The 20016-nt window shown below is 70.3% G+C and carries 19 protein-coding genes and 2 pseudogenes; 16 read left to right on the top strand and 5 right to left on the bottom strand.

The features are described from left to right. Positions 1 to 84 precede the first annotated feature (84 nt). Both ACFWBB_RS01380 and ACFWBB_RS01385 read left to right on the top strand, forming a co-directional pair. Positions 85 to 312 carry a DUF2945 domain-containing protein gene (locus ACFWBB_RS01380; protein WP_385265311.1) on the top strand — a complete coding sequence of 76 codons (228 nt, stop codon included), beginning with the start codon at positions 85 to 87 and terminating at the stop codon, positions 310 to 312. Further along, entirely contained in the window at positions 312 to 653 is a 342-nt protein-coding gene (locus ACFWBB_RS01385) for a DUF3140 domain-containing protein (RefSeq protein ID WP_385265314.1), read from the top strand. The genes ACFWBB_RS01380 and ACFWBB_RS01385 overlap by 1 nt, the downstream gene beginning before the upstream one ends. A 12-nt stretch (positions 654 to 665) precedes the next feature. Here the strand turns inward: ACFWBB_RS01385 and ACFWBB_RS01390 are convergent, their stop codons facing one another. Beyond that, a complete protein-coding gene (locus ACFWBB_RS01390; protein ID WP_385265316.1) occupies positions 666 to 896 on the bottom strand; it encodes a hypothetical protein in 231 nt (76 codons plus the stop codon). A 215-nt stretch (positions 897 to 1111) separates the two neighbouring features. Here ACFWBB_RS01390 and ACFWBB_RS01395 point away from each other — a divergent pair, with 215 nt between their 5' ends. Together ACFWBB_RS01395 and ACFWBB_RS01400 are read left to right on the top strand one after the other, a co-directional pair. Next, complete coding sequence (locus tag ACFWBB_RS01395) at positions 1112 to 1783, top strand: beta-glucanase (RefSeq protein WP_385265319.1); 672 nt, start codon at positions 1112 to 1114, stop codon at positions 1781 to 1783. 123 nt (positions 1784 to 1906) lie between these two features. Then, positions 1907 to 2335, top strand: a complete 429-nt coding sequence (locus ACFWBB_RS01400; RefSeq protein WP_385265320.1) for a DUF6003 family protein — start codon at positions 1907 to 1909, stop codon at positions 2333 to 2335. 211 nt (positions 2336 to 2546) lie between these two features. On the opposite strand, the gene ACFWBB_RS01405 is transcribed toward ACFWBB_RS01400, so the two are convergent. Both ACFWBB_RS01405 and ACFWBB_RS01410 read right to left on the bottom strand, forming a co-directional pair. Further along, complete coding sequence (locus ACFWBB_RS01405) at positions 2547 to 3875, bottom strand: L-fuconate dehydratase (protein ID WP_385265323.1); 1329 nt, start codon at positions 3873 to 3875, stop codon at positions 2547 to 2549. A gap of 11 nt (positions 3876 to 3886) precedes the next feature. Then, positions 3887 to 4354, bottom strand: a complete 468-nt coding sequence (locus ACFWBB_RS01410) for a fumarylacetoacetate hydrolase family protein (protein ID WP_385265326.1) — start codon at positions 4352 to 4354, stop codon at positions 3887 to 3889. A gap of 865 nt (positions 4355 to 5219) precedes the next feature. Here ACFWBB_RS01410 and ACFWBB_RS01415 point away from each other — a divergent pair. The 6 genes and pseudogenes from ACFWBB_RS01415 (at position 5220) to ACFWBB_RS01440 (ending at position 11917) form a co-directional block, all read left to right on the top strand. Next, entirely contained in the window at positions 5220 to 6275 is a 1056-nt protein-coding gene (locus ACFWBB_RS01415) for a sugar ABC transporter substrate-binding protein (protein ID WP_385265330.1), read from the top strand. 113 nt (positions 6276 to 6388) lie between these two features. Further along, positions 6389 to 7993 carry a sugar ABC transporter ATP-binding protein gene (locus ACFWBB_RS01420; protein ID WP_385265333.1) on the top strand — a complete coding sequence of 535 codons (1605 nt, stop codon included), beginning with the start codon at positions 6389 to 6391 and terminating at the stop codon, positions 7991 to 7993. Positions 7994 to 7995: 2 nt separating this feature from the next. Beyond that, on the top strand, positions 7996 to 9039 hold the full coding sequence (locus ACFWBB_RS01425) for an ABC transporter permease (protein ID WP_385265336.1): 1044 nt from the start codon (positions 7996 to 7998) through the stop codon (positions 9037 to 9039). A gap of 85 nt (positions 9040 to 9124) precedes the next feature. Next, positions 9125 to 9826 (top strand): FadR/GntR family transcriptional regulator, encoded by a 702-nt coding sequence (locus ACFWBB_RS01430; protein ID WP_385265339.1) that lies wholly within the window; start codon positions 9125 to 9127, stop codon positions 9824 to 9826. A gap of 265 nt (positions 9827 to 10091) precedes the next feature. Continuing rightward, positions 10092 to 10400 (top strand): annotated as a pseudogene (locus ACFWBB_RS01435) (hypothetical protein); the annotation flags it as partial. Continuing rightward, positions 10400 to 11917 carry a glycoside hydrolase family 43 protein gene (locus ACFWBB_RS01440; protein WP_385265342.1) on the top strand — a complete coding sequence of 506 codons (1518 nt, stop codon included), beginning with the start codon at positions 10400 to 10402 and terminating at the stop codon, positions 11915 to 11917. The pseudogene ACFWBB_RS01435 and the gene ACFWBB_RS01440, both read left to right, overlap by 1 nt. Positions 11918 to 12055: 138 nt before the next feature. Here ACFWBB_RS01440 and ACFWBB_RS01445 read toward each other — a convergent pair. After that, positions 12056 to 12400: pseudogene (locus tag ACFWBB_RS01445) on the bottom strand (glycoside hydrolase family 75 protein); the annotation flags it as partial. A gap of 153 nt (positions 12401 to 12553) precedes the next feature. On the opposite strand from ACFWBB_RS01445, the gene ACFWBB_RS01450 reads away from it, so the two are divergent. The 5 genes from ACFWBB_RS01450 (at position 12554) to ACFWBB_RS01470 (ending at position 17389) form a co-directional block, all read left to right on the top strand. Then, positions 12554 to 13639 carry an S-(hydroxymethyl)mycothiol dehydrogenase gene (locus ACFWBB_RS01450; protein WP_385265345.1) on the top strand — a complete coding sequence of 362 codons (1086 nt, stop codon included), beginning with the start codon at positions 12554 to 12556 and terminating at the stop codon, positions 13637 to 13639. Further along, complete coding sequence (locus tag ACFWBB_RS01455; protein WP_385265348.1) at positions 13639 to 14268, top strand: MBL fold metallo-hydrolase; 630 nt, start codon at positions 13639 to 13641, stop codon at positions 14266 to 14268. The genes ACFWBB_RS01450 and ACFWBB_RS01455 overlap by 1 nt, the downstream gene beginning before the upstream one ends. Positions 14269 to 14527: 259 nt before the next feature. Next, on the top strand, positions 14528 to 14890 hold the full coding sequence (locus tag ACFWBB_RS01460) for a bifunctional 3-phenylpropionate/cinnamic acid dioxygenase ferredoxin subunit (RefSeq protein WP_385265351.1): 363 nt from the start codon (positions 14528 to 14530) through the stop codon (positions 14888 to 14890). Then, positions 14887 to 16086 (top strand): NAD(P)/FAD-dependent oxidoreductase, encoded by a 1200-nt coding sequence (locus tag ACFWBB_RS01465; RefSeq protein WP_385265354.1) that lies wholly within the window; start codon positions 14887 to 14889, stop codon positions 16084 to 16086. The genes ACFWBB_RS01460 and ACFWBB_RS01465 overlap by 4 nt, the downstream gene beginning before the upstream one ends. Before the next feature lie 172 nt (positions 16087 to 16258). Beyond that, positions 16259 to 17389 carry an aromatic ring-hydroxylating dioxygenase subunit alpha gene (locus ACFWBB_RS01470; protein ID WP_385265357.1) on the top strand — a complete coding sequence of 377 codons (1131 nt, stop codon included), beginning with the start codon at positions 16259 to 16261 and terminating at the stop codon, positions 17387 to 17389. A gap of 6 nt (positions 17390 to 17395) precedes the next feature. On the opposite strand, the gene ACFWBB_RS01475 is transcribed toward ACFWBB_RS01470, so the two are convergent. Further along, a complete protein-coding gene (locus ACFWBB_RS01475; RefSeq protein WP_385265561.1) occupies positions 17396 to 18142 on the bottom strand; it encodes an IclR family transcriptional regulator in 747 nt (248 codons plus the stop codon). A gap of 202 nt (positions 18143 to 18344) precedes the next feature. Between ACFWBB_RS01475 and betA the strand changes: the two genes are divergently transcribed. Next, positions 18345 to 20015: a choline dehydrogenase gene (gene betA, locus ACFWBB_RS01480; RefSeq protein ID WP_385265360.1), complete on the top strand. Its 1671-nt coding sequence runs from the start codon at positions 18345 to 18347 to the stop codon at positions 20013 to 20015. Position 20016 lies beyond the last annotated feature (1 nt).

Below are 20016 nucleotides of genomic sequence, written 5' to 3' on the forward strand. Positions count from 1 at the left end.
GAGCCGACGGCGCGAGTCTGGAAGGTATGTCTGATCCACTCGTGCCCGCGCATGCGAGTGGGCTGATCGTCCGGGGAGAACGTCATGCCGAAGAAGGACGACCTGAGCAAGGGTGACAAGGTCTCGTGGAAGAGCCACGGCCAGAACGTGACCGGGAAGGTGAAGAAGAAGATCACCGACCGTACGGAAGCGGCCGGACGCACGGTCCAGGCCTCCGGGGAGGAGCCGCAGTACGAGGTGGAGAGCGACAAGTCCGGCCGTTCCGCCGTGCACAAGCCCGGCGCCCTGCGCAAGAAGGGCGACCGGTCCTGATGGCGCGGAAGCAGCCGGACGCCGACCGGGACGAGACGGTCGACGCGTTCCACGAGGCGGTCAACATGACCGCCGGCCAACTGGAGACATGGCTGGCCACCGACGAGTCGAGGAGTGTCGGGCAGAGCGACGGCGGCGAGAGCGTCGGACACGCCTCAGGGCGGCGCATCATCGGGCTGCTGCACACGAAGAAGGCGGATCTCACCGGCGACGACCTCGCTCACATGCGCAAGGTCGTCGGGTACGTCCATCGGCACGTGGAACAGCGTCCCGGTGGCGACATCACCGAGACCCGCTGGCGCTACTCCCTCATGAACTGGGGCCACGACCCGCAGAAGTGAGGCCCGCCGAACTCACCGGCGGTCCGGTCCGGCCTCCCATGCCCTCGGTCCGCCGCCCCGCCACTCGATCAGCGCGGACGACTCGACGTAGGTCTCGTCGGCGTCCTCGATCCCGGCCTCCCGGAGGAACTCGGCGATGTCCAGCAGCCCGTACGCCATTCCCAGGAAGTGATCGCCGGCGCGCACCCGCCGTCCGCCGTCCGCGGCGGGTGGATAGATCACGACGGGGTGCGCGAGGGCCATGTGAACAGCGTGGGCCCTTCGCCGGACATGCGCATGCGGACGTACTGCGCGGAGGCCGGGCCCGACGCGGACGCCGCCGGACCCCGCGCCCCGGCCTTCCTTACGCCGAACGGGTGAATCGCGGGTCGCGCCCTTCCGGGCACCGCATGGCCGAGGCGTCCCTGGGGAGAAATCGGGCATGTGATGCCGTGCCCGGCGACAGAGGGAGCCCGCGGGTGAGCACAGTCGTCTTCACAGCTGATTTCGCCTCGGACCGCCAGTGGGTGGCGGGGCGGTCCTGGGCCTATCCCGACGGTGGCCCCACCAACCCCGGCGACAACAAACTGGACCACCTCACCGACGACCCCTCGTACTCCCGCACCGGCACGTTCCGCGCCACACGCAGAACCGACGGACTGTGGGACGCGGGCCTGTTGACCACCGAGGAGAGCGCCGAGGGCTTCATGGTCCGCACCGGAGACCGCCTGGACACCCGAGTGCGGCTGCCCACCGGACCGGGTTCCTGGCCCGCGATCTGGACCTGGCGGGACGGAGGCAACGAGGTGGACGTGTTCGAGTACCACCCGGACAACCCCGACCTCCTCGAACTGAGCAACCACGTACGCGACGGCCACAGTTACGTGCGCGACGAAGCCGTCCGGCCCGGTGGCGTCATCGATCTGAGCGTGACGTTCGGCAGGCGCAGCGTGGTCTGGTCGCTGAACGGCGAGCGGGTCTTCGCCGACGGGCGAGGCGTCGGGTCCTCATGGCACGCCTACCTCATCGTCAACCTCTCCGTGTGCGCGGGCCGTTACCACCCGCCTCCCGACGCCGACACCACCGAGTTGTCGTACGAGGTGGAGAGCCTGGTCGTCCACCGTACGGCGGCCCGGGGGGCCGGCACATGAGAACGCGGTGTCGCGGTGACGTCGCCGGGCGGTCCGACGGTAATCCGGGATCGGCGGGGTAGAGGGAGATCGACCGGCCCCGCACCGTGGTGGCCGGATCTCCCTGTCGAGAAGGAGCCGAGAATGACCGACGAGGCTTACCTGTTTCTGCTGGACGACGGCGCCACGGCGCTCGGCGTGGCGCCGGCCGCCGTCGGTGACCTCGCCTGCATGGACACTCCGGCGGTCCGCGCCTGGCTGGACGCTCAGGGGAGCACGGCGACGTCCCCCCGGCTGCGCATGGTGCCGCCGGAGGAGAGGGGCGTCGTTCCCGAGGGGGCGGAGCGGCTGCCGGTCCCGCTGAGCGAGGAGGAACTCAGCCGAGTGCGGCAGCACATGGCGCCGCCGGCGCACGCCCCGGTCGAGGAGGAACTGCTCGCCTACCGCCACTGCGCCGACGGCAGGGACGATCTGATCGGGCGGGCACTGGCCTTCGGCGTGCCGCCGCACCGCATCGTGGAACTGACCGGCGTCGACCCGGCGACGGTCACGGCCGCGGCCGGCGGACGATGACACGTCGGCCGGGCCCGGGGGAGCAGGGACAACCGGGGCGGCCGGCCGCCCCGGGCAACGGACGGGAAGGCGCTCCCGACGACGCCGGGCGCCGGCGCCCGGCATGATGCGGGGTGCGACCGCCGCCTTTCCGGTTGCCCCGCGATCCACCGTCACGCACTCCGCCCGATTCCGTTCGGCGCACGCCCCTTCCACCGCCGCGCGTGGCGGCCTACTCCCGGTCGGCGAGGTCGGCGGCCCAGAACGTGCCGTCCGGGTAGCGGTATTCGGCGAGGGACCCGGGGTGCATGGCGGCGGAGAAGCCGGGGGTCAGCGGGGCGGTGTAGTGGCCGTCGCGCATGACCACCGGCGCGGTGAAGTGCTCGTGCAGGTGGTCGACGTACTCGATGACCCGGTTCTCGGTGGTGCCGGACAGGGCCAGGTAGTCGAACATCGACAGGTGCTGCACGAGTTCGCACAGGCCCACCCCGCCCGCGTGCGGGCACACCGGTACCCCGAACTTCGCGGCCAGCAGCAGGATCGCGAGGTTCTCGTTGACGCCGCCGACCCGGGCCGCGTCGATCTGGAGGACGTCGAGGGCGCCGGCCTGGAGCAGCTGCTTGAAGACGATGCGGTTCTGCACGTGTTCGCCGGTGGCGACCTTCACCGGCGCGACGCCCGCACGGACGGCCGCGTGACCGAGGATGTCGTCCGGGCTGGTGGGCTCCTCGATCCAGTACGGGTCGAACTCCGCGAGGGCCCGGACCCACTCGATCCCCTCACCGATGTTCCAGCGCTGGTTGGCGTCGATGGCGATGCGGATGCCGTCGCCGACGGCGGCGCGGGCGGTGCGCAGCCGCCGGACGTCGTCGGCGAGGTCGGCGCCGACCTTCAGCTTGATCTGGGTGAAGCCCTCGGCGACCGCCTCCTTGGCGAGCCGGGTCAGCTTCTCGTCGGAGTAGCCGAGCCAGCCCGGTGAGGTGGTGTAGCCGGGGTAGCCGCGCTCCAGCAGCTCCGCCTCGCGCTCGGCGATCCCGTCACGCCCGTCCCGCAGCAGGGCGAGGGCGTCCTCGGGGGTGAGGGCGTCGGCGATGTAACGGAAGTCGACCTGGGAGACCAGCCACTCGGGGTCGGCATGGGCGAGCAGGCGCCACAGCGGCCGTCCCGCGCGCTTGGCGGTGAGGTCCCACACGGCGTTCACCACGGCCCCGATGGCCATGTGCATGACGCCCTTCTCGGGGCCGAGCCAGCGCAGCTGGCTGTCGCCGATCAGATCGCGGTTGAGCGAACCCGGATCCGCGCACAGCTCCTCGACCGAGCGGCCCAGGAGATGCGGGCGCAGGGCGCCGATCGCCGCGACCTGGACGTCGTTGCCGCGCCCGATGGTGAAGGTGAAGCCATGGCCTTCGAGCCCGTCGCCGGCGTCGGTGCGGATCACCACGTAGGCGGCCGAGTAGTCGGGGTCCGGGTTCATCGCGTCGGAGCCGTCCAGTTCCCGGGAGGTCGGGAAGCGGATGTCATGGGTGTCGACCGAGATGACCCGGGCGGGGTTTGCAGACAAGGGGGTGCCTTTCACGCTTGACCGAAGGTCTGCCGCCGGCCGCCGAGCCCGTCGATCTCGAGTTCGACGGTGTCGCCGGGACGGAGGAAGGGAGTGCCGGGCAGGCCGAGGGCCACGCCCGTGGGCGTGCCGGTGTTGATCACGTCACCCGGTTCCGGAACCATGTACCGGCTCAGGTACGACACGAGATACCGGGCCGGGATCGCGGCCCCGGTCTCGGCGGCGTGGTCACGGTAGTTCAGAACCACGCAGACGATCTTTCCCGGCCGGGCGACGGGTGCCCCGACCCGCAGACCTTCCGCGTCGAGCCCGGGCAGCCCGCCGGCCTCGACCGCGGCGCGCGCCCGGCCGACACCGTCCGAGGAGAGGAAGGTGCCGTCGATCTCGGGGGTCACGGAGGTCAGGTCCAGCAGCCGGCCGTCGTCGACGCGGACCGCGGGCCGCTCCCTTCCCGGGGGCCCGACGCGTAGCAGTTTCACTGAACAACTCCCTAGCCATGGGTGCTTCGTTCGCTGGTGCGCTCCCCGTACGGCGAGAGCCGCAGGGCGATGCGTGCCGCTCTCTCTGCGCGTGTTCTGGCCGGACCACACGCACGGTCTGGGCTCGATCCGCATTCATCGGAGGAATAGCGACTCGCTGACTGTAAAGGTGGACTAGCGCCGGAGCAATGCATTCCTCGGATGTATTCAACGTGCCCCGGCGTGCCGCCTGGAAGATCGCGGCGACATGTCCGCATTCATCAGGGCAGTCGTCTGGCCCGGACGCGGCCCATCGGACGAATCGCCGTCGCGCGCGGTACGCGGCGGAAGCGCGACCCGTTCGGGTCGGAGGCGACGGGCCCTCCGTTCCGTGGTGTCGGGCGCGACGGGAAAGAGGTGACGATGGGCGCCCGCAACGCCCCGGGCGTCGTCTCCGGGACCGGGACCATGCCGGATCGTGAACTTCGGCGCCTGTCGCGTCCCGCACGGATGACGGAGGATAAGCGCAGTTCAGCACCGCTTCGTCAGCTGCCGTAGAAGCGGTCGGGCCGACTCGTGGCCGCAGGCGGGGCGAGGTCGCGGAAATCGTTGGCGGACGGACTCTTGTCAACGTCGGCAACGCCGTCGTAACGTCCACGTCGTCCCGGATACATCGGAGGAATCTGCTTCGCTGTCTCCTCCTGGCTGTTCAACTCCGCTTTCCCGGCCCCTCGTCCCACCTCATCCCGTCCCCGCCGGCACGGTCCGCGCACGCCCTTGGCAGCGGCCACCCTCACGGTTCGAGTCCCCGTCCCGCCCACCGGGCCCGGACGTCTCTGCCACCTCCGCGCACCGCCCTGCCCTGGCTAAGGAGAAACACACGGCCATGAAGCTCGCTCGCACACGCTCCGCCGCCGCAGCCGCCGGCACCGTCCTCGTGGCTCTCGCCCTCGTCACCGCATGCAACCGTGAGAGCGGCACCTCGGGTGGTTCGGGAAGCGGGGACAAGCCCGCCATCGGCATAGACCTGCCGCGCTCCGACTCGGACTTCTGGAACTCCTACGCCGACTACCTGAAGAAGGACGTCAAGGCCGACGGCGTCCACGCGCTTCCGCTGAGCAACTCGCAGAACGACGTCACCAAGCTGGTCGCCAACGTGCAGGTGTTCGAGAACACGGGCGCCAAGGCGGTCGTCATGGCACCCCAGGACACCGGCGCCATCGCCTCCACCCTCGACACCCTCGCCTCGAAGAAGATCCCTGTGGTCAGTGTCGACACCCGCCCCGACAAGGGCGACGTCTACATGGTCGTACGCGCCGACAACAAGGCGTACGGCACCAAGGCCTGCGAGTTCCTGGGCAAGCAGCTCGGCGGCACGGGCAAGGTCGCCGAACTCCAGGGCGCACTGGACTCCATCAACGGACGCGACCGCTCCGAGGCCTTCGCGGCCTGCATGAAGGAGAAGTTCCCGAAGATCAAGGTGTTCGAGCTGCCCACCGACTGGAAGGGCGACGTGGCCTCCGCGAAGCTCCAGAGCCTGCTGGCCCAGCACCCCGACCTGAACGGCATCTACATGCAGGCGGGCGGTGTCTTCCTCCAGCCGACCCTGGCCCTGCTGGAGCAGAAGGGCCTGCTCAAGCCGCCGGGCGAGAAGGGGCACATCTCGATCATCTCCAACGACGGCATCCCGCAGGAGTTCGACGCGATCCGCAAGGGCCAGATCGACGCGACCGTCTCCCAGCCCGCCGACCTCTACGCCAAGTACGCCCTCTACTACGCCCAGGCCGCGGCCGACGGCAAGACCTTCAAGGCGGGGAAGACCGACCACGACTCCACGATCATCGAGATCCCCAACGGTCTCGAGGACCAGCTGCCCGCGCCGCTGGTGACCAAGGACAACGTCGGGGACAAGACCCTGTGGGGCAACACCGTCGGCAAGTGACCGGCCGACGGCCGGCACGTGGAGGGACCGGGCACGCTCCGGTCCTCCGCCCGTCCCGCCGACTCGCCATCTCGCCCCACCTCCGTATCCGGACCAGAAGGACGGTATTCACCATGGCGGACTCCGCGACCGCCCCGGCGACAGGCACCGTGCGCCGCGCCCCGGTGGCCGAGGCGACCGGGATCAGCAAACGGTTCGGCGCCACCGTCGCGCTGCGTGACGCCCGTATCACCATCGCCGAGGGCGAGTCGCACGCCCTGGTCGGTCGCAACGGAGCCGGAAAGTCGACGCTCGTGTCCATCCTCACCGGGCTTCAGCAGCCCGACACGGGCACCCTGCACTTCTCCGGCGAACCGGCGCCCGCCTTCGGCGACATCGACACCTGGCGGTCCAGGGTGGCCTGCGTCTACCAGCGGTCCACGATCATCGCCGAGCTGACCGTCGCCGAGAACCTCTTCCTCAACCGGCAGAGCGCCGTCGCGCTGCGCCCGATCCGCTGGAAGGACCTGCGGCAGCGCGCCGGGCAACTGCTCGGCGAGTACGGAGTGGACGTCGACCCCACGGCCCGGGCCAGGGACCTCACCGTCGAGCAGCGGCAGTTCGTCGAGATCGCCCGGGCCCTGTCCTTCGGCGCCCGGTTCATCATCCTGGACGAGCCGACCGCCAAGCTGGACGGCCGCGGGATCGACCGGCTCTTCGACAAGCTCCGCGACCTCCAGCGGCAGGGTGTCGCCTTCCTCTTCATCTCCCACCATCTGCAAGAGGTCTACGACCTGTGCACCACGGTCACCGTCTACCGCGACGCGGCGCACATCCGCACCGCGCCGGTGGCCGGACTCGGCAAGCACGAGCTGGTCGAGGCCATGACCGGCGAGTCCGCAGGCACGACGAGTGCCGACGACCCGGGCACGGCCTCCCGGGCCGGCTCCGAGGAGCTCCTGAGCGTCAACGGGCTGACGCTGTCCGGCACTTGCCGTGACCTGTCGCTCTCCGTCCGTACCGGCGAGGTGGTGGGCCTCGCGGGCGCCACCGCGAGCGGCAACGTCCGGGTGGGCGAGGCCATCGCCGGACTGCACCGCGCCGAGGGAGGCAGGATCTCGGTCGGCGGCCGGACGATCCGTACCGGCAGTGTCCCGGCGTCCCTCACCGCGGGCGTCGGCCTCGTGCCGGAGGACCGCCATCTCCAGGGCCTCGTCGGCAACCGCAGCGTGGCGGAGAACGCGACCCTCACCGTCACCGACCAGCTCGGACCGTTCGGTACGGTCCTGCCGGCCCGCACCAGGACCTTCGCCCAGCGCATGATCCGCGATCTCGACATCAAGACGCCGGGTGCGGGCACACCGGTCTCCGCGCTCTCCGGCGGCAACCAGCAGAAGGTCGTCGTGGCCCGCGCCCTCGCCACCGACCCCCACGTCCTGGTCGCCATCCGGCCCACCAACGGAGTGGACGTCAAGTCCAAGGAGTTCCTGCTCGCCCGGATCCGCGGGATCGCCGAGGGCGGAAAGGCGGCGCTGATCGTCTCCGACGAGCTGGACGACCTCAGGGCGTGCGACCGGGTCCTCGTCATGTTCCACGGGCGCGTGGTCGCGGAGTTCGACCGCGGCTGGAAGGACGAACAGATGGTCGCCGCCATGGAGGGCGTCGCCGGAACCCCCGCAGCAGCCGACACCGAAGAACACGACACCGAAGAACACGACACCGAAGAGCACGGAAGGTAGTCATGTCCGCCACCTCAGACGTCACCGACCCCGCAGCGAACGTGGCCCGGCCGCCCGCCGCGGGCATCACCCGGCGCGGACTCGATCTCGGCCGCTTCCGTGAACTGTCCCTCGTCCCGGCCATCCTCGTCCTCGGCCTGATCGGGTTCATCGTCTCGCCGGCGTTCCTCACCTCCGACAACCTCATCGGCGTGGCCCAGCAGTCCACCGAGCTGAGCCTGCTCGTCCTCGCCACGGCGCTGATCCTGATCGTCGGCCGGATGGACCTGTCCCTGGAGTCCACGATCGGCGTGGCGCCCGTCATCGCCGTATGGCTGGTCCTGCCCACCAGCGGCGGCCGGTTCAACGGCCTGGGGCTGTTTCCGCAGTGGATGGCGATCCCGCTCTGCCTCCTGGTCGGGGTGGCGATCGGCGCCTTCAACGGCTTCCTCATCCTCAGACTGCGCCTCAACGGGTTCATCGTCACGCTCGGCGGCCTGACCATGCTGCGCGGGCTCCAGGTGGCCCTCTCCGAAGGCCAGTCCATCGTGGACCTGCCTCCTTCCTTCACCTACCTGGGCAAGGCGTCCTGGCTGGGCGTCCCGGCCGCCATCTGGATCTGCGCGGTGTTGTTCGCCGCCGGGGGCAGCGCGCTGGCCTGGCTGCGGCACGGGCGGGCCCTCTACGCCATCGGCGGCAACGCGGAGGCCGCCCGGACCGCCGGTATCCGGGTCGACCGGATCGTGTGGGTCGTCCTGATCATCGGCAGCCTGCTCGCCGCGTTCGCCGGCATCCTCTACAGCGGTCACTACGGATCCATCTCCGCCACCCAGGGCAGCGGCTGGATCTTCCAGGTCTTCGCCGCGACGGTCATCGGCGGCGTCAGCCTCAACGGCGGCAAGGGCTCGGTGTTCGGAGCCCTGACCGGTGTGCTGACCCTCCAACTGGTCGTCAACGTCATGACGCTGGCGGGCGTACCGCCCCTGTGGAACCAGTTCCTGAACGGCGCGATCATCATCGTCGCGCTGATCATCTCCCGCTTCGCCTCCGGCGAGAAGCAGGAGTAGAAGCGGCAGCCGGGAGCTTCGCGCGGACCCGCTCGCCGTCCGTGCGAAGCCCCCTCGCACGTCCCCCGGACAGAGAGGCACCCTCGTGGCACTGACGGACGAGGCGATGGAGAACATCAAGGCGATGATCGTCGCAGGCGAACTCGCGCCCGGCTCACGCCTGCCCAAGGAGGATGTTCTCGCCTGCCAGCTCGGCCTGTCCCGAAGTTCGCTCCGCGAGGCGGTCCGTGCGCTGACCGCCATGCGCATCCTGGTCACCCGGCAGGGCGACGGCACCTACGTGTCCAGCCTGGAGCCGCACCTCCTGCTCGAGACGCTGTCCTTCGCCGCCGACGTCTCCCACGGGCGGACCGCCCTGCAACTCCTCCAGGTGCGCAGGCTGATGGAACCGCCGGCGACCGGACTGGCCGCCACTCTGCTGACCTCGCAGGACCTCGAAGAACTCGGTGCCATCCTCGAACGGTCCCGGGCGGCCGTCACCGTCGACGAGTTCGTCGCCCACGACATCGCCTTCCACCTGCGCATCGTCGAAGCCGTCGGCAACCCCGTGCTGTCCATGCTGTTGCGCGTCCTGTCCACCCGCACCCAGCGGGTCCGCATCGTGCGGGGGACCCGGACCAAGCGCGCCGTGGAGCGCGCGCACGCGGAACACGACGAGATCCTCCGCGCCCTGCGGGCACATGACGCTCTGCTGGCCGCCTCCGCCGCGACGGTCCATGTGGCCGCCGTCGAGCACTGGCTCGCGGGAAGCCTCGTCGACGCCGACGGGCCGTCCGCCGACACCTGATGACCCCTCCGACATCCGATCCGTCACCCCGTGAAGGGTCGTCTCAGCGGTGGGGTTCACTGATCACGGAAAGGCTCCCGGCCCGTTGGCGTCCTCGAGCTCGGCGGTGTTCCCGCCGCCGCACTCCTGGTCACGCAGCTGACGGGCATCACCCCCACGGGCCGGGCCGTCGCCGCCGGGAACCACACACCGGCCCTCGCCTCCGGGGGAGTTCGGGCGGACGGCGGGGCGAAGGTTGCGGGGGCGCCTTGGTTAATCTGCACGGGTGACCACCGACCTGACCCTGCTGCCGCGTGTCGCCTGTCGCGGACAGGAGGTCACCGCGCCCCGGCTCCGCGCCCTCCTCGCGCTGTTGGCGGCCGACCTGCGCACGGGCCGCAGCACCGGGCGCCTCGTGGCGGGACTGTGGCCCGACGGGTTGCCGGAGCGGCCGGGGAAGGCCCTGCGAGTCCTCGTCTCCAGGGCCCGGGCGCAACTGGGCGCCGACGTCGTCGTCAGCACGCCGACCGGATACCGCCTGGCCCGCACGTCTCGGCCGGCGGTTCTCCACGCGCACACCAGTGAAAGGACCCGATGAGAGTGTGGAGCATCCCCGAGAAGGGCAGCACCATCGACAATCCGGTGATCCCCGGCTTCCATCCCGACCCGTCCGTCTGCCGGGCGGGCGAGGACTACTACCTGGCCTGTTCCAGCTTCGAGTACTTCCCCGGGGTGCCCATCTTCCACAGCCGGGACCTGGTGCACTGGGTCCAGATCGGGAACGTGCTCGACCGGCCGAGCCAGCTGCGCCTGCCACTCGACTCGCCGTCCTCGGGAGGCATCTACGCCCCCACCCTCCGCCATCACGACGGCCGCTTCTGGCTGATCGTCACCAATGTGAGCGGGGACGGCAATCTGCTGTTCACGGCCACCGATCCGGCCGGTCCCTGGTCCGATCCCATCCGTCTGCCGGGAGTGCGGGGCATCGACCCCGACCTCGCCTGGGACGAGGACGGCAACTGCTGGTGCACCACCGCCGGAGTCGGACAGATCCGCATCGATCCGCACACCGGGGAGACGTTCGGCCCGTCCCGTCGGCTCTGGTCAGGCGCCCCCGGCGCCAAGGCCCCGGAAGCACCGCACCTCTACCGGATCGGCGACTACTGGTACCTGCTCATCGCCGAAGGCGGCACCGAACGCTGCCACGGCGTCTCGATCGCCCGCGGTCGCACCCCCACGGGCCCGTTCGAGCCGTGCCCGGCCAATCCGGTCCTGACCCACCGGGGCACCGACCACCCCGTCCAGAACACCGGCCACGCGGACCTGGTGCAGGCGCCCGACGACTCGTGGTGGATGGTGCTGCTCGGGGTGCGGCCGGGCGGCGGCACCCCGGGGTGGCACGTACTCGGCCGGGAGACGTTTCTGGTGCCGGTCGACTGGGTCGACGGCTGGCCCGTCGTCGGTGAACTGTCGACCTCGATGCCGGCGCCCCGGTGGCCGCTGCGGCCCCAGGCCGTCGTGCCGGACCGGGACGACTTCGACCTGAGCGAGCTCGCCCCGCACTGGATCTCGCTGCGGCACCGGCCACCGGAGGTGTGCACCACGAAGGAGAAGCCCGGCTGGCTCACTCTGCAGGCGCGCGGCGGATCACTCGACGACACCGACGTGACGTTCGTCGGCCGGCGGCAGCAACACGTGTCATGCCGGGTGCGGGTCCTGGCCGATGTCGCGGACGGCCGCGGAGGCCTGGCCGTCCGCCTCGACGAGCAGCATCACTACGACATCGAGGCCTCGGCCGGCGAAGTACGGGTGCGGGCCCGTATCGGTCCGTTGAGCACCGTCGTCGCCTCCCGGCCGACACCCCCCGGACCCGTGGTTCTCCGCATCGAGGTGGCCGCCGTCCACGCGCTGGACGATGCGCGCACCGGCCCGGACACCGTCACGATCGGCATCGAGGAGCCGGACGGCACTGTCGTCGAGCTTGCCTCACTGGACGGGAAGTACCTCTCCACGGAGGTCGCCGGAGGCTTCACCGGCCGGGTGATAGGCATGTTCGCCGCTTCGGGCTCCGTCCACTTCGACTGGTTCGAGTACGAGCCGGCCGATCGCTGACGCGGCCACCGAAGTCGGTGTCGCACCACTCCGGGCCCGGCGGGCGCAGTTCCGGCCCGCCGGGCCCGGAGCCGTCGAACGGGCGCGACCGCCTCGGCGTGGCCCACCCCCGAGGCCGATGGGACCAAGGGCGCCCCGCTAGTTGTTGCGGAGGAACGTCCGGGCGAGCCGATCGCCGAGGGTCACCGCCGCGCTGTCGTCCTCGATGGGGGACACCTGGGAGTTCTTGAAGAGGATGTAGGTGACTCCGGAGTCGGTGCCGCCGTTCTCCGGGTCCGGATCGATGCCGAGCGCCTTGGCCGGCGCGTACGAGGCCTCGCCGATGATCTTCGTGGGGCCGGTGTCGCCGACGACCGCGTACTCCATCTTGTTCTGGTAGATCACGGCGACGACCCCGCCGCCCTTGATGCCGGCCGAGCCGTGGTTCCAGATCGAGCTTGAGCTGGGCACGACGCCGCGGGGGAGCGTGTCGGCGCGCAGCGGGGTGAGCATCGGTCAGCCCCCGGGGGCGCCCCACCGGTGCGGCCCCCGACCTTGACCCTCGGTCGGTGCTCCACGATGCTTTGTTGCGGCACAGGGAAAGTGTGCCGCACTAAGCAACACTGACTCAGGTCTCGTACCAGTCGAGGAGTGGTCATGGCTCACCAGGTCCGTGCTGTCGTCGCACGCGGCAAAGGCGCCCCCGTCAGCCTGGAAACGATCGTCGTGCCCGATCCCGGCCCGGGTGAGGCGCTGGTGAAGGTCGAGGCGTGCGGGGTCTGCCACACCGATCTGCACTATCGGGAGGGCGGCATCAACGACGACTTCCCCTTCCTGCTCGGGCACGAGGCCGCGGGTGTCGTGGAGTCGGTGGGGGAGGGGGTCACCGATGTCGCCCCCGGCGACTTCGTCATCCTGAACTGGCGCGCGGTGTGCGGGCAGTGCCGGGCCTGTCTGCGCGGACGCCCCTGGTACTGCTTCGACACGCACAACGCGAAGCAGCGGATGACCCTGCTCGACGGCACCGAGCTCTCCCCGGCGCTGGGCATCGGCGCGTTCGCGGAGAAGACGCTGGTGGCGGCGGGGCAGTGCACGAAGGTCGACCGGGCGGCGTCGGCGGCGGTCGCCGGCCTGCTGGGGTGCGGCGTGATGGCCGGCATCGGCGCAGCCCTCAACACCGGCAACGTCGGACGCGGTGACAGCGTGGCGGTCATCGGCTGCGGGGGCGTCGGGGACGCGGCGGTCGTCGGCGCCCACCTGGCGGGTGCGGCGAAGATCATCGCGGTCGACATCGACGACCGGAAGCTGGCCATGGCCAGGAAACTGGGTGCGACCCACACCGTGAACTCCAGGGAGTCCGACGCGGTGGAGGCCGTCCGCGGACTGACCGGCGGCTTCGGCGCCGACGTCGTCATCGACGCGGTGGGCCGCCCGGAGACCTACAGGCAGGCCTTCTACGCCCGCGACCTCGCGGGTACGGTCGTCCTGGTCGGTGTCCCGACGCCGGAGATGAAGCTCGAACTGCCGTTGCTGGACGTCTTCGGCCGCGGCGGCGCGCTGAAGTCCTCCTGGTACGGCGACTGCCTGCCCTCCCGCGACTTCCCCGTGCTCATCGATCTCCATCTCCAGGGCCGGCTGGAGCTGGACGCCTTCGTCACCGAGACGATCGCGCTGGACGAGGTGGAGAAGGCCTTCGAGCGGATGCACGGCGGCGACGTCCTGCGCTCGGTGGTGGTCCTCTGATGACCGCCCGCATCGAGCACCTGGTGACCTCGGGGACGTTCTCGCTGGACGGGGGTACCTGGGACGTCGACAACAACGTGTGGATCATCGGCGACGACCACGAGGTGATCGTCGTCGACGCCGCCCACGACGCCGGAGCCATCGCCGAAGCGCTCGGCGGCCGCAGGCTGCGCGCCATCGTCTGCACCCACGCCCACAACGACCACATCGACGCCGCGCCCGAACTCGCCGCGCGCACCGGAGCGCCGATCCTCCTCCACCCGGACGACCTTCCGTTGTGGAAGCTGACCCATCCGGACCGGATGCCCGACGGTGAACTGGCCGACGGCTGGGTGCTCGCGGTCGCGGGCGTCGAACTGACCGTGCTGCACACCCCGGGACACGCCCCCGGCGCGGTGTGCCTGTACGCGCCGGCCCTGACGGCCCTCTTCGGCGGCGACACCCTCTTCGCGGGTGGACCGGGGGCGACGGGAAGGTCGTACAGCGACTTCCCTACCCTCGTCGACTCGATCCGCGACCGGTTGCTGACCCTGCCGGGCGACACCGTCGTGCACACCGGGCACGGGGGGACGACCACCGTCGCAGCCGAGGCTCCGCACCTTCAGGAGCGGATCGACCGGGGTTTCTGACGCCCGGTGCACAGAGGGCAGCGCGCCCGTTTCCCCGTCCGTCACCGGGTGGGGAGGCGGGCCGCCCTCATGTGCTCCCGAGCTCGGGACGAGTCGAGCCACGCCACAGGTCTCGTTTCCTATCGTGCGCAGTGTTGCTCCATGGGCAACGTCGCGTGCCAAGTTGTCCGGCCTGTGAACGCCTTGACAAGGATTCGGGCCGACTTCAGACTGATGTTGCGCTTACCGCAATCCGTTTCGTTATACGCACCGAGGTGTCATGATGATTCCCGTGTGCCGTCTCGTGGATCTCCCGCGAGGTGAGGCCTTCCGGCTTGACATCGACCCGCCGGTCTCGGTGTTCCACACCGACGACGGCGAGGTCTTCGCCATCGACGACACCTGCACCCACCAGGACGCCTCGCTCGCCGACGGCTGGCTGGAGGGCTGCGAGGTGGAATGCCCGCTGCACGCCTCGAAGTTCGACCTGCGGACCGGCGCGGTCGACGCCCCGCCGGCCAAGCTCCCGGTCCGGACCCACGGGGTCCTCGTCGAGGACGGCATGATCTATGTCCGGGTGTCCACGGACGCCCCCAACCTGCCGCCCTGCGTCGCGTCCCGGCTCGCCGGTGGTCCCGCGTGAGGACCGTGGCCGTGGTGGGCGCCTCGCTGGCCGGTCTTTCGGCGGCGCGCTCGCTGCGGAAGCAGGGCTACGACGGGCGGCTGGTGATCATCGGCGACGAGATCCACCGTCCGTACGACAGGCCCCCGCTGTCCAAGGAGTTCCTGGCGGGCACCCTCGGCGAAGCGGATCTCTCGCTGGAGACGGACGACGAGGACCTGCGGGCGGAATGGCTCCTCGGCGCCCGGGCCACCGGACTCGACCGCGCCGACCGCGCCGTCCGGCTCGCCGACGGCCGTGAGGTCCGCGCCGACGGCCTCGTCATCGCGACCGGTGCCGCGGCGCGCACGCTGCCCGGTACCGAAGGCCTCGCCGGAGTGCACTGTCTGCGCACCCTGGACGACGCCCGCGCCCTGCGCGACGAACTGGCCCGGGGCGGAAGGCTGGTGGTGATCGGTGGCGGCTTCGTCGGCGCCGAGGTCGCTTCCACCGCCTACGCGCTCGGGCTCGACGTGACGGTCGTCGAGGTCGCCCCGACGCCGCTCGCGGGACCGCTCGGCGTGACCATGGGCGGCATCGTCTCCGGCCTGCACGCGGACCACGGCGTACGGCTGTTGTGCGGTGTGGGCGTCAAGGGGCTGAGCGGGGACGAGCGAAGCGAGGTGGGGGTTCCCCCGGACGGAGTCCGGGGGAGGGTGGACGCCGTCCTGCTCGAGGACGGTCGCAGCATCCCGGCCGACATCGTCGTCGTCGGCGTGGGGGCACGCCCCTGCGTCGAGTGGCTGGAGGGCTCCGGCGTCGGACTCGACAACGGCGTCACCTGTGGCGCCGACGGCCGCACGAGCCTGGCCGGTGTGGTCGCGGTCGGCGACTGCGCCAACTGGTACGACCCTCGCGCCGGCGCCCACCGCCGCGTCGAGCACTGGACCGGGGCGCGGGAGCGGCCCGAGGCCGCCGTCGCCACCCTGCTGGCGGGCGGCGCGGCGGAACCGGGAGTGCCCAGGCCGCCGTACTTCTGGTCCGACCAGTACGGAGTGAAGATCCAGTTCGCGGGGCACGCGGCCGGCGCCGACAGCGTGACCGTCGAGGAAGGCGCCCCGGACGACCGCAACGTCCTGGCCGTCTACCGGAGCGCGGGCCGGCCGGTCGCCGTGCTCGGGATGAACCAGCCCCGCCTGTTCACCCGCTGGCGCAAACAGCTCGGCGCTCCGCTGTGAGCACTGTGATGGGTCGTGTACTTTCCGCGGCGCCATTGTGACTGGTCGCGCCCACGCGGCGGAGCCGCACCCAGAAGCAGTCCCGCGCCCCTGCGGGGCGCCCCCGAATTCTGCCGCGTACGCCTGCGGCACGCAGAGTTGCCCCTCTACGACGTCCTCCGAGGAGTGCACCGTGACCTCGACCAGTCTGCCGGACAGCCTGATCGCCACCCTTCCCGGCTCCTCCTACACGGATCCGGCGGTCTTCGCCCAGGAGCAGGAGCGCATATTCGAGACCATGTGGTTCTGCGTGGCGCGCGCCTCGGAACTGGCGAAGCCCGGCGCCTTCCGCACCGTCGACGTGGGCCGCGAGAGCATCCTGGTCACCCGCGCGCGTGACAACTCCGTCCGGGCCTACTTCAACGTGTGCCGGCACCGCGGCGCCAAGCTCTGCACGGAGGACTCCGGCGAGGTCAAGCGGGCCTTCCAGTGCCCCTACCACGCCTGGACGTACGACCTGAACGGCAAACTCGTCGCGGCGCCCAACCTCACCAAGATGCCCGACGTCGGACGCACCGAGTACGGCCTGGTGAGCGTCGCCGTCCGCGAATGGCTCGGCTACGTCTGGGTGTGTCTCGCGGAGAACCCGCCCTCCTTCGAGGAGGACGTCATCGGCGAGGTCGTCGGCCGCCTCGGCGACGTGGAGTCGATCGAGCACTACGACATCGACAACCTCTCCGTCGGCAGACGGATCGTCTACGACGTCAAGGCGAACTGGAAGCTCATCATCGAGAACTTCATGGAGTGCTACCACTGCGCCACCATCCACCCCGAACTCACCGAGGTGCTCCCCGAGTTCGCCGACGGCTACGCCGCCCAGTACTACGTCGGCCACGGCGCGGAGTTCGCCGAAGGGGTCCAGGGCTTCACCGTCGACGGCTCCGAGGGGCTGGACCGCATCCCCGGGGTGGCGCAGGACCAGGACCGCCGCTACTACGCGATCACCGTCAGGCCGCAGGTGTTCATCAACCTCGTCCCCGACCATGTGATCTTCCACCGGATGTACCCGGTGGCCGTCGACCGCACGATCGTCGAGTGCGACTGGCTCTACCTGCCGCACGTCGTCGAGAGCGGAAAGGACGTCAGCCGGTCCGTGGAACTCTTCGACCGGGTCAACCGCCAGGACTTCGACGCCTGCGAGCGTACGCAGCCCGGGATGAGCTCCCGCATGTACGCCAAGGGCGGCGTGCTGGTGCCGAGCGAGCACCACATCGGCGCCTTCCACGACTGGGTGAACGACCGCCTGGGCAGCAGCCCGCAGTAGGGGCGGTCAGCCCAGGAAGCCCATCCGGTGACTGATCTCCTCGGCGCCCTTGAGCAGCACCGGGGAGAGCTCGTGCAGGCGTTGCTCGGTGAAGCGGTACGCGGGCCCCGAGGCGCTGAGCGCCGCGATGACCTCACCGTCGCGGTTGCGAACCGGCGCGGCCATGGCGTGCAGGCCGATCTCCAGCTCCTCCAGGGTCCACGCGTAGCCGCGCTCCCGCGCCTCGGCGAGGTTCTTCTCGAGCTTCGTCTTCGCGGTGATGGTGTGCGGGGTGACCTTCTTCATCCCGGCCTCGGTCAGCAGCGTGGCGCGCTCCTTGGCGGGCAGGTGCGCCAGCAGGATCTTGCCGCTGGAGGTGGCGTGCAGCGGGGTCAGCTCGCCGACCCAGTTGTGCGCTGTGACGGCGCCGGGGCCGCGCACCTCGTACAGGTTGATCGCGTAGTGCTCCTGCATGACGGCGATGTTGACGGTCTCGCCGATCTCCTCGGCGAGGCGCTCGCAGACCGGGCGGCCCTGCTGGGTGATGTCGATACGTCCGGTGACCGCACCGGCCAGGCGTACGATGCCGAAGCCGAGCCGGTACTTACCGCGCTCGCCCGCCTGCTCCACCAGGCCGCGGGCCTCCAGCGCGCCGAGCAGACGGAATGCGGTGGACTTGTGAACGTCGATCTCGGCGGCCACCTCGCTGACGCCCGCCTCGCCGCGCTGGGCCAGGATCTCGAGGACGCTGATGGCGCGGTCGACCGACTGCACTCCGCCGGCCTGGGGACTTGACGTTTCGTGGTCTTGGCTGTGGTTGCTCACAACAAAACTATACGCGTAGTAAACAACACCACTGCAAGTAACCGCATCGAAACGAAGACCTGGCAAGTTGCGTCGTTCGCAACCTGGTGCGTATAGCGATACCGGTACTACCATGCGTCGCGTATCTACGGCGCGAGCGAGACGAGGCACCATGGCTCCCCTGCAATACGACTTCGTCATCGTCGGCGGCGGTTCGGCCGGCAGTGCGCTGGCGAACAGACTCTCCGCGGATCCGGCCCACCGGGTCCTGGTGCTGGAGGCCGGCCGGCCCGACTACCCGTGGGACGTCTTCATCCACATGCCCGCGGCGCTGACCTATCCGATCGGCAGCCGGTTCTACGACTGGAAGTACGAGTCCGAGCCCGAGCCCCACATGGGCGGCCGACGCGTCTACCACGCGCGCGGCAAGGTGCTGGGCGGTTCCAGCAGTATCAACGGCATGATCTTCCAGCGCGGAAACCCCATGGACTACGAGCGCTGGGCGGCCGACCCCGGCATGGAGACCTGGGACTACGCGCACTGTCTGCCGTACTTCCGGCGCATGGAGAACTGTCTCGCGGCCGACCCGGACGACGAGTTCCGCGGCCACGACGGGCCCCTCGTCCTCGAACGCGGCCCCGCCACCAACCCCCTCTTCGGCGCCTTCCTCAAGGCCACCCAGGAGGCCGGTTACGCGCCCACGGACGACGTCAACGGCTTCCGGCAGGAAGGCTTCGCCAAGTTCGACCGCAACGTCCACCGCGGCCGGCGCCTGTCGGCCTCGAAGGCGTACCTCAAGCCGGTCAGGAAGCGGCCCAACCTCACCATCAGGACCCGCGCCCTCGTCACGCGCGTGCTGTTCGAGGGCAAGCGGGCCGTCGGCGTCGAGTACCGGCGCGGCAGGGGCGCGCTCCAGCAGGTCCGCGCCAAGGAGGTCATCCTCTGCGGCGGCGCGATCAACTCCCCGCAGCTGCTCCAGCTCTCCGGGGTGGGCAACGCGGAGGAACTGAGCGCCCTCGGTGTCGACGTCGTCCACGATTTGCCGGGTGTCGGCGAGAACATGCAGGACCACCTGGAGGTGTACGTCCAGTACGCCTGCAAGCAGCCGGTCTCCATGCAGCCGTACATGGCGAAGTGGCGCGCCCCCTTCATCGGACTGCAGTGGCTCTTCCGCAAGGGGCCGGCCGCCACGAACCACTTCGAGGCCGGCGGGTTCGCCCGCAGCAACGAGGACGTCGCGTACCCCAACCTGATGTTCCACTTCCTGCCCATCGCGGTCCGCTACGACGGCTCCTCCCCGGCCGGCGGCCACGGCTACCAGGTGCACGTGGGGCCGATGTACTCCGATGCGATCGGCTCGGTGAAGATCAGGAGCAAGGATCCGCACGAGCACCCGGCGCTGCGCTTCAACTACCTCTCCACCGAGCAGGACCGCCGTGAGTGGGTCGAGGCGATCCGGGTGGCCCGCAAGTTGCTCAGCCAGCCCGCGCTCGCTCCCTACAACGACGGGGAGGTCTCGCCCGGCCCGTCCGTGGACAGTGACGAGGAGATCCTCGCCTGGGTGGCCAAGGAGGGCGAGACCGCGCTGCACCCGTCCTGCACCTGCAGGATGGGGACCGACGAGATGGCCGTCGTCGACCCCGCCAGCATGCGGGTGCACGGCGTCGAGGGCCTGCGCGTGGTGGACGCCTCGGTGATGCCGTACGTCACCAACGGCAACATCTACGCGCCGGTGATGATGGTCGCCGAGAAGGCCGCCGACCTGATCCTCGGCAAGGAACCCCTGGCGCCGTCGAAGGCCGCGTACTACCGGCACCAGGACGCCCAGAAGCAGGCCGGGTAGA

Source organism: Streptomyces sp. NPDC060000 (assembly GCF_042737375.1).
In the GTDB taxonomy this organism is placed as follows: domain Bacteria; phylum Actinomycetota; class Actinomycetes; order Streptomycetales; family Streptomycetaceae; genus Streptomyces.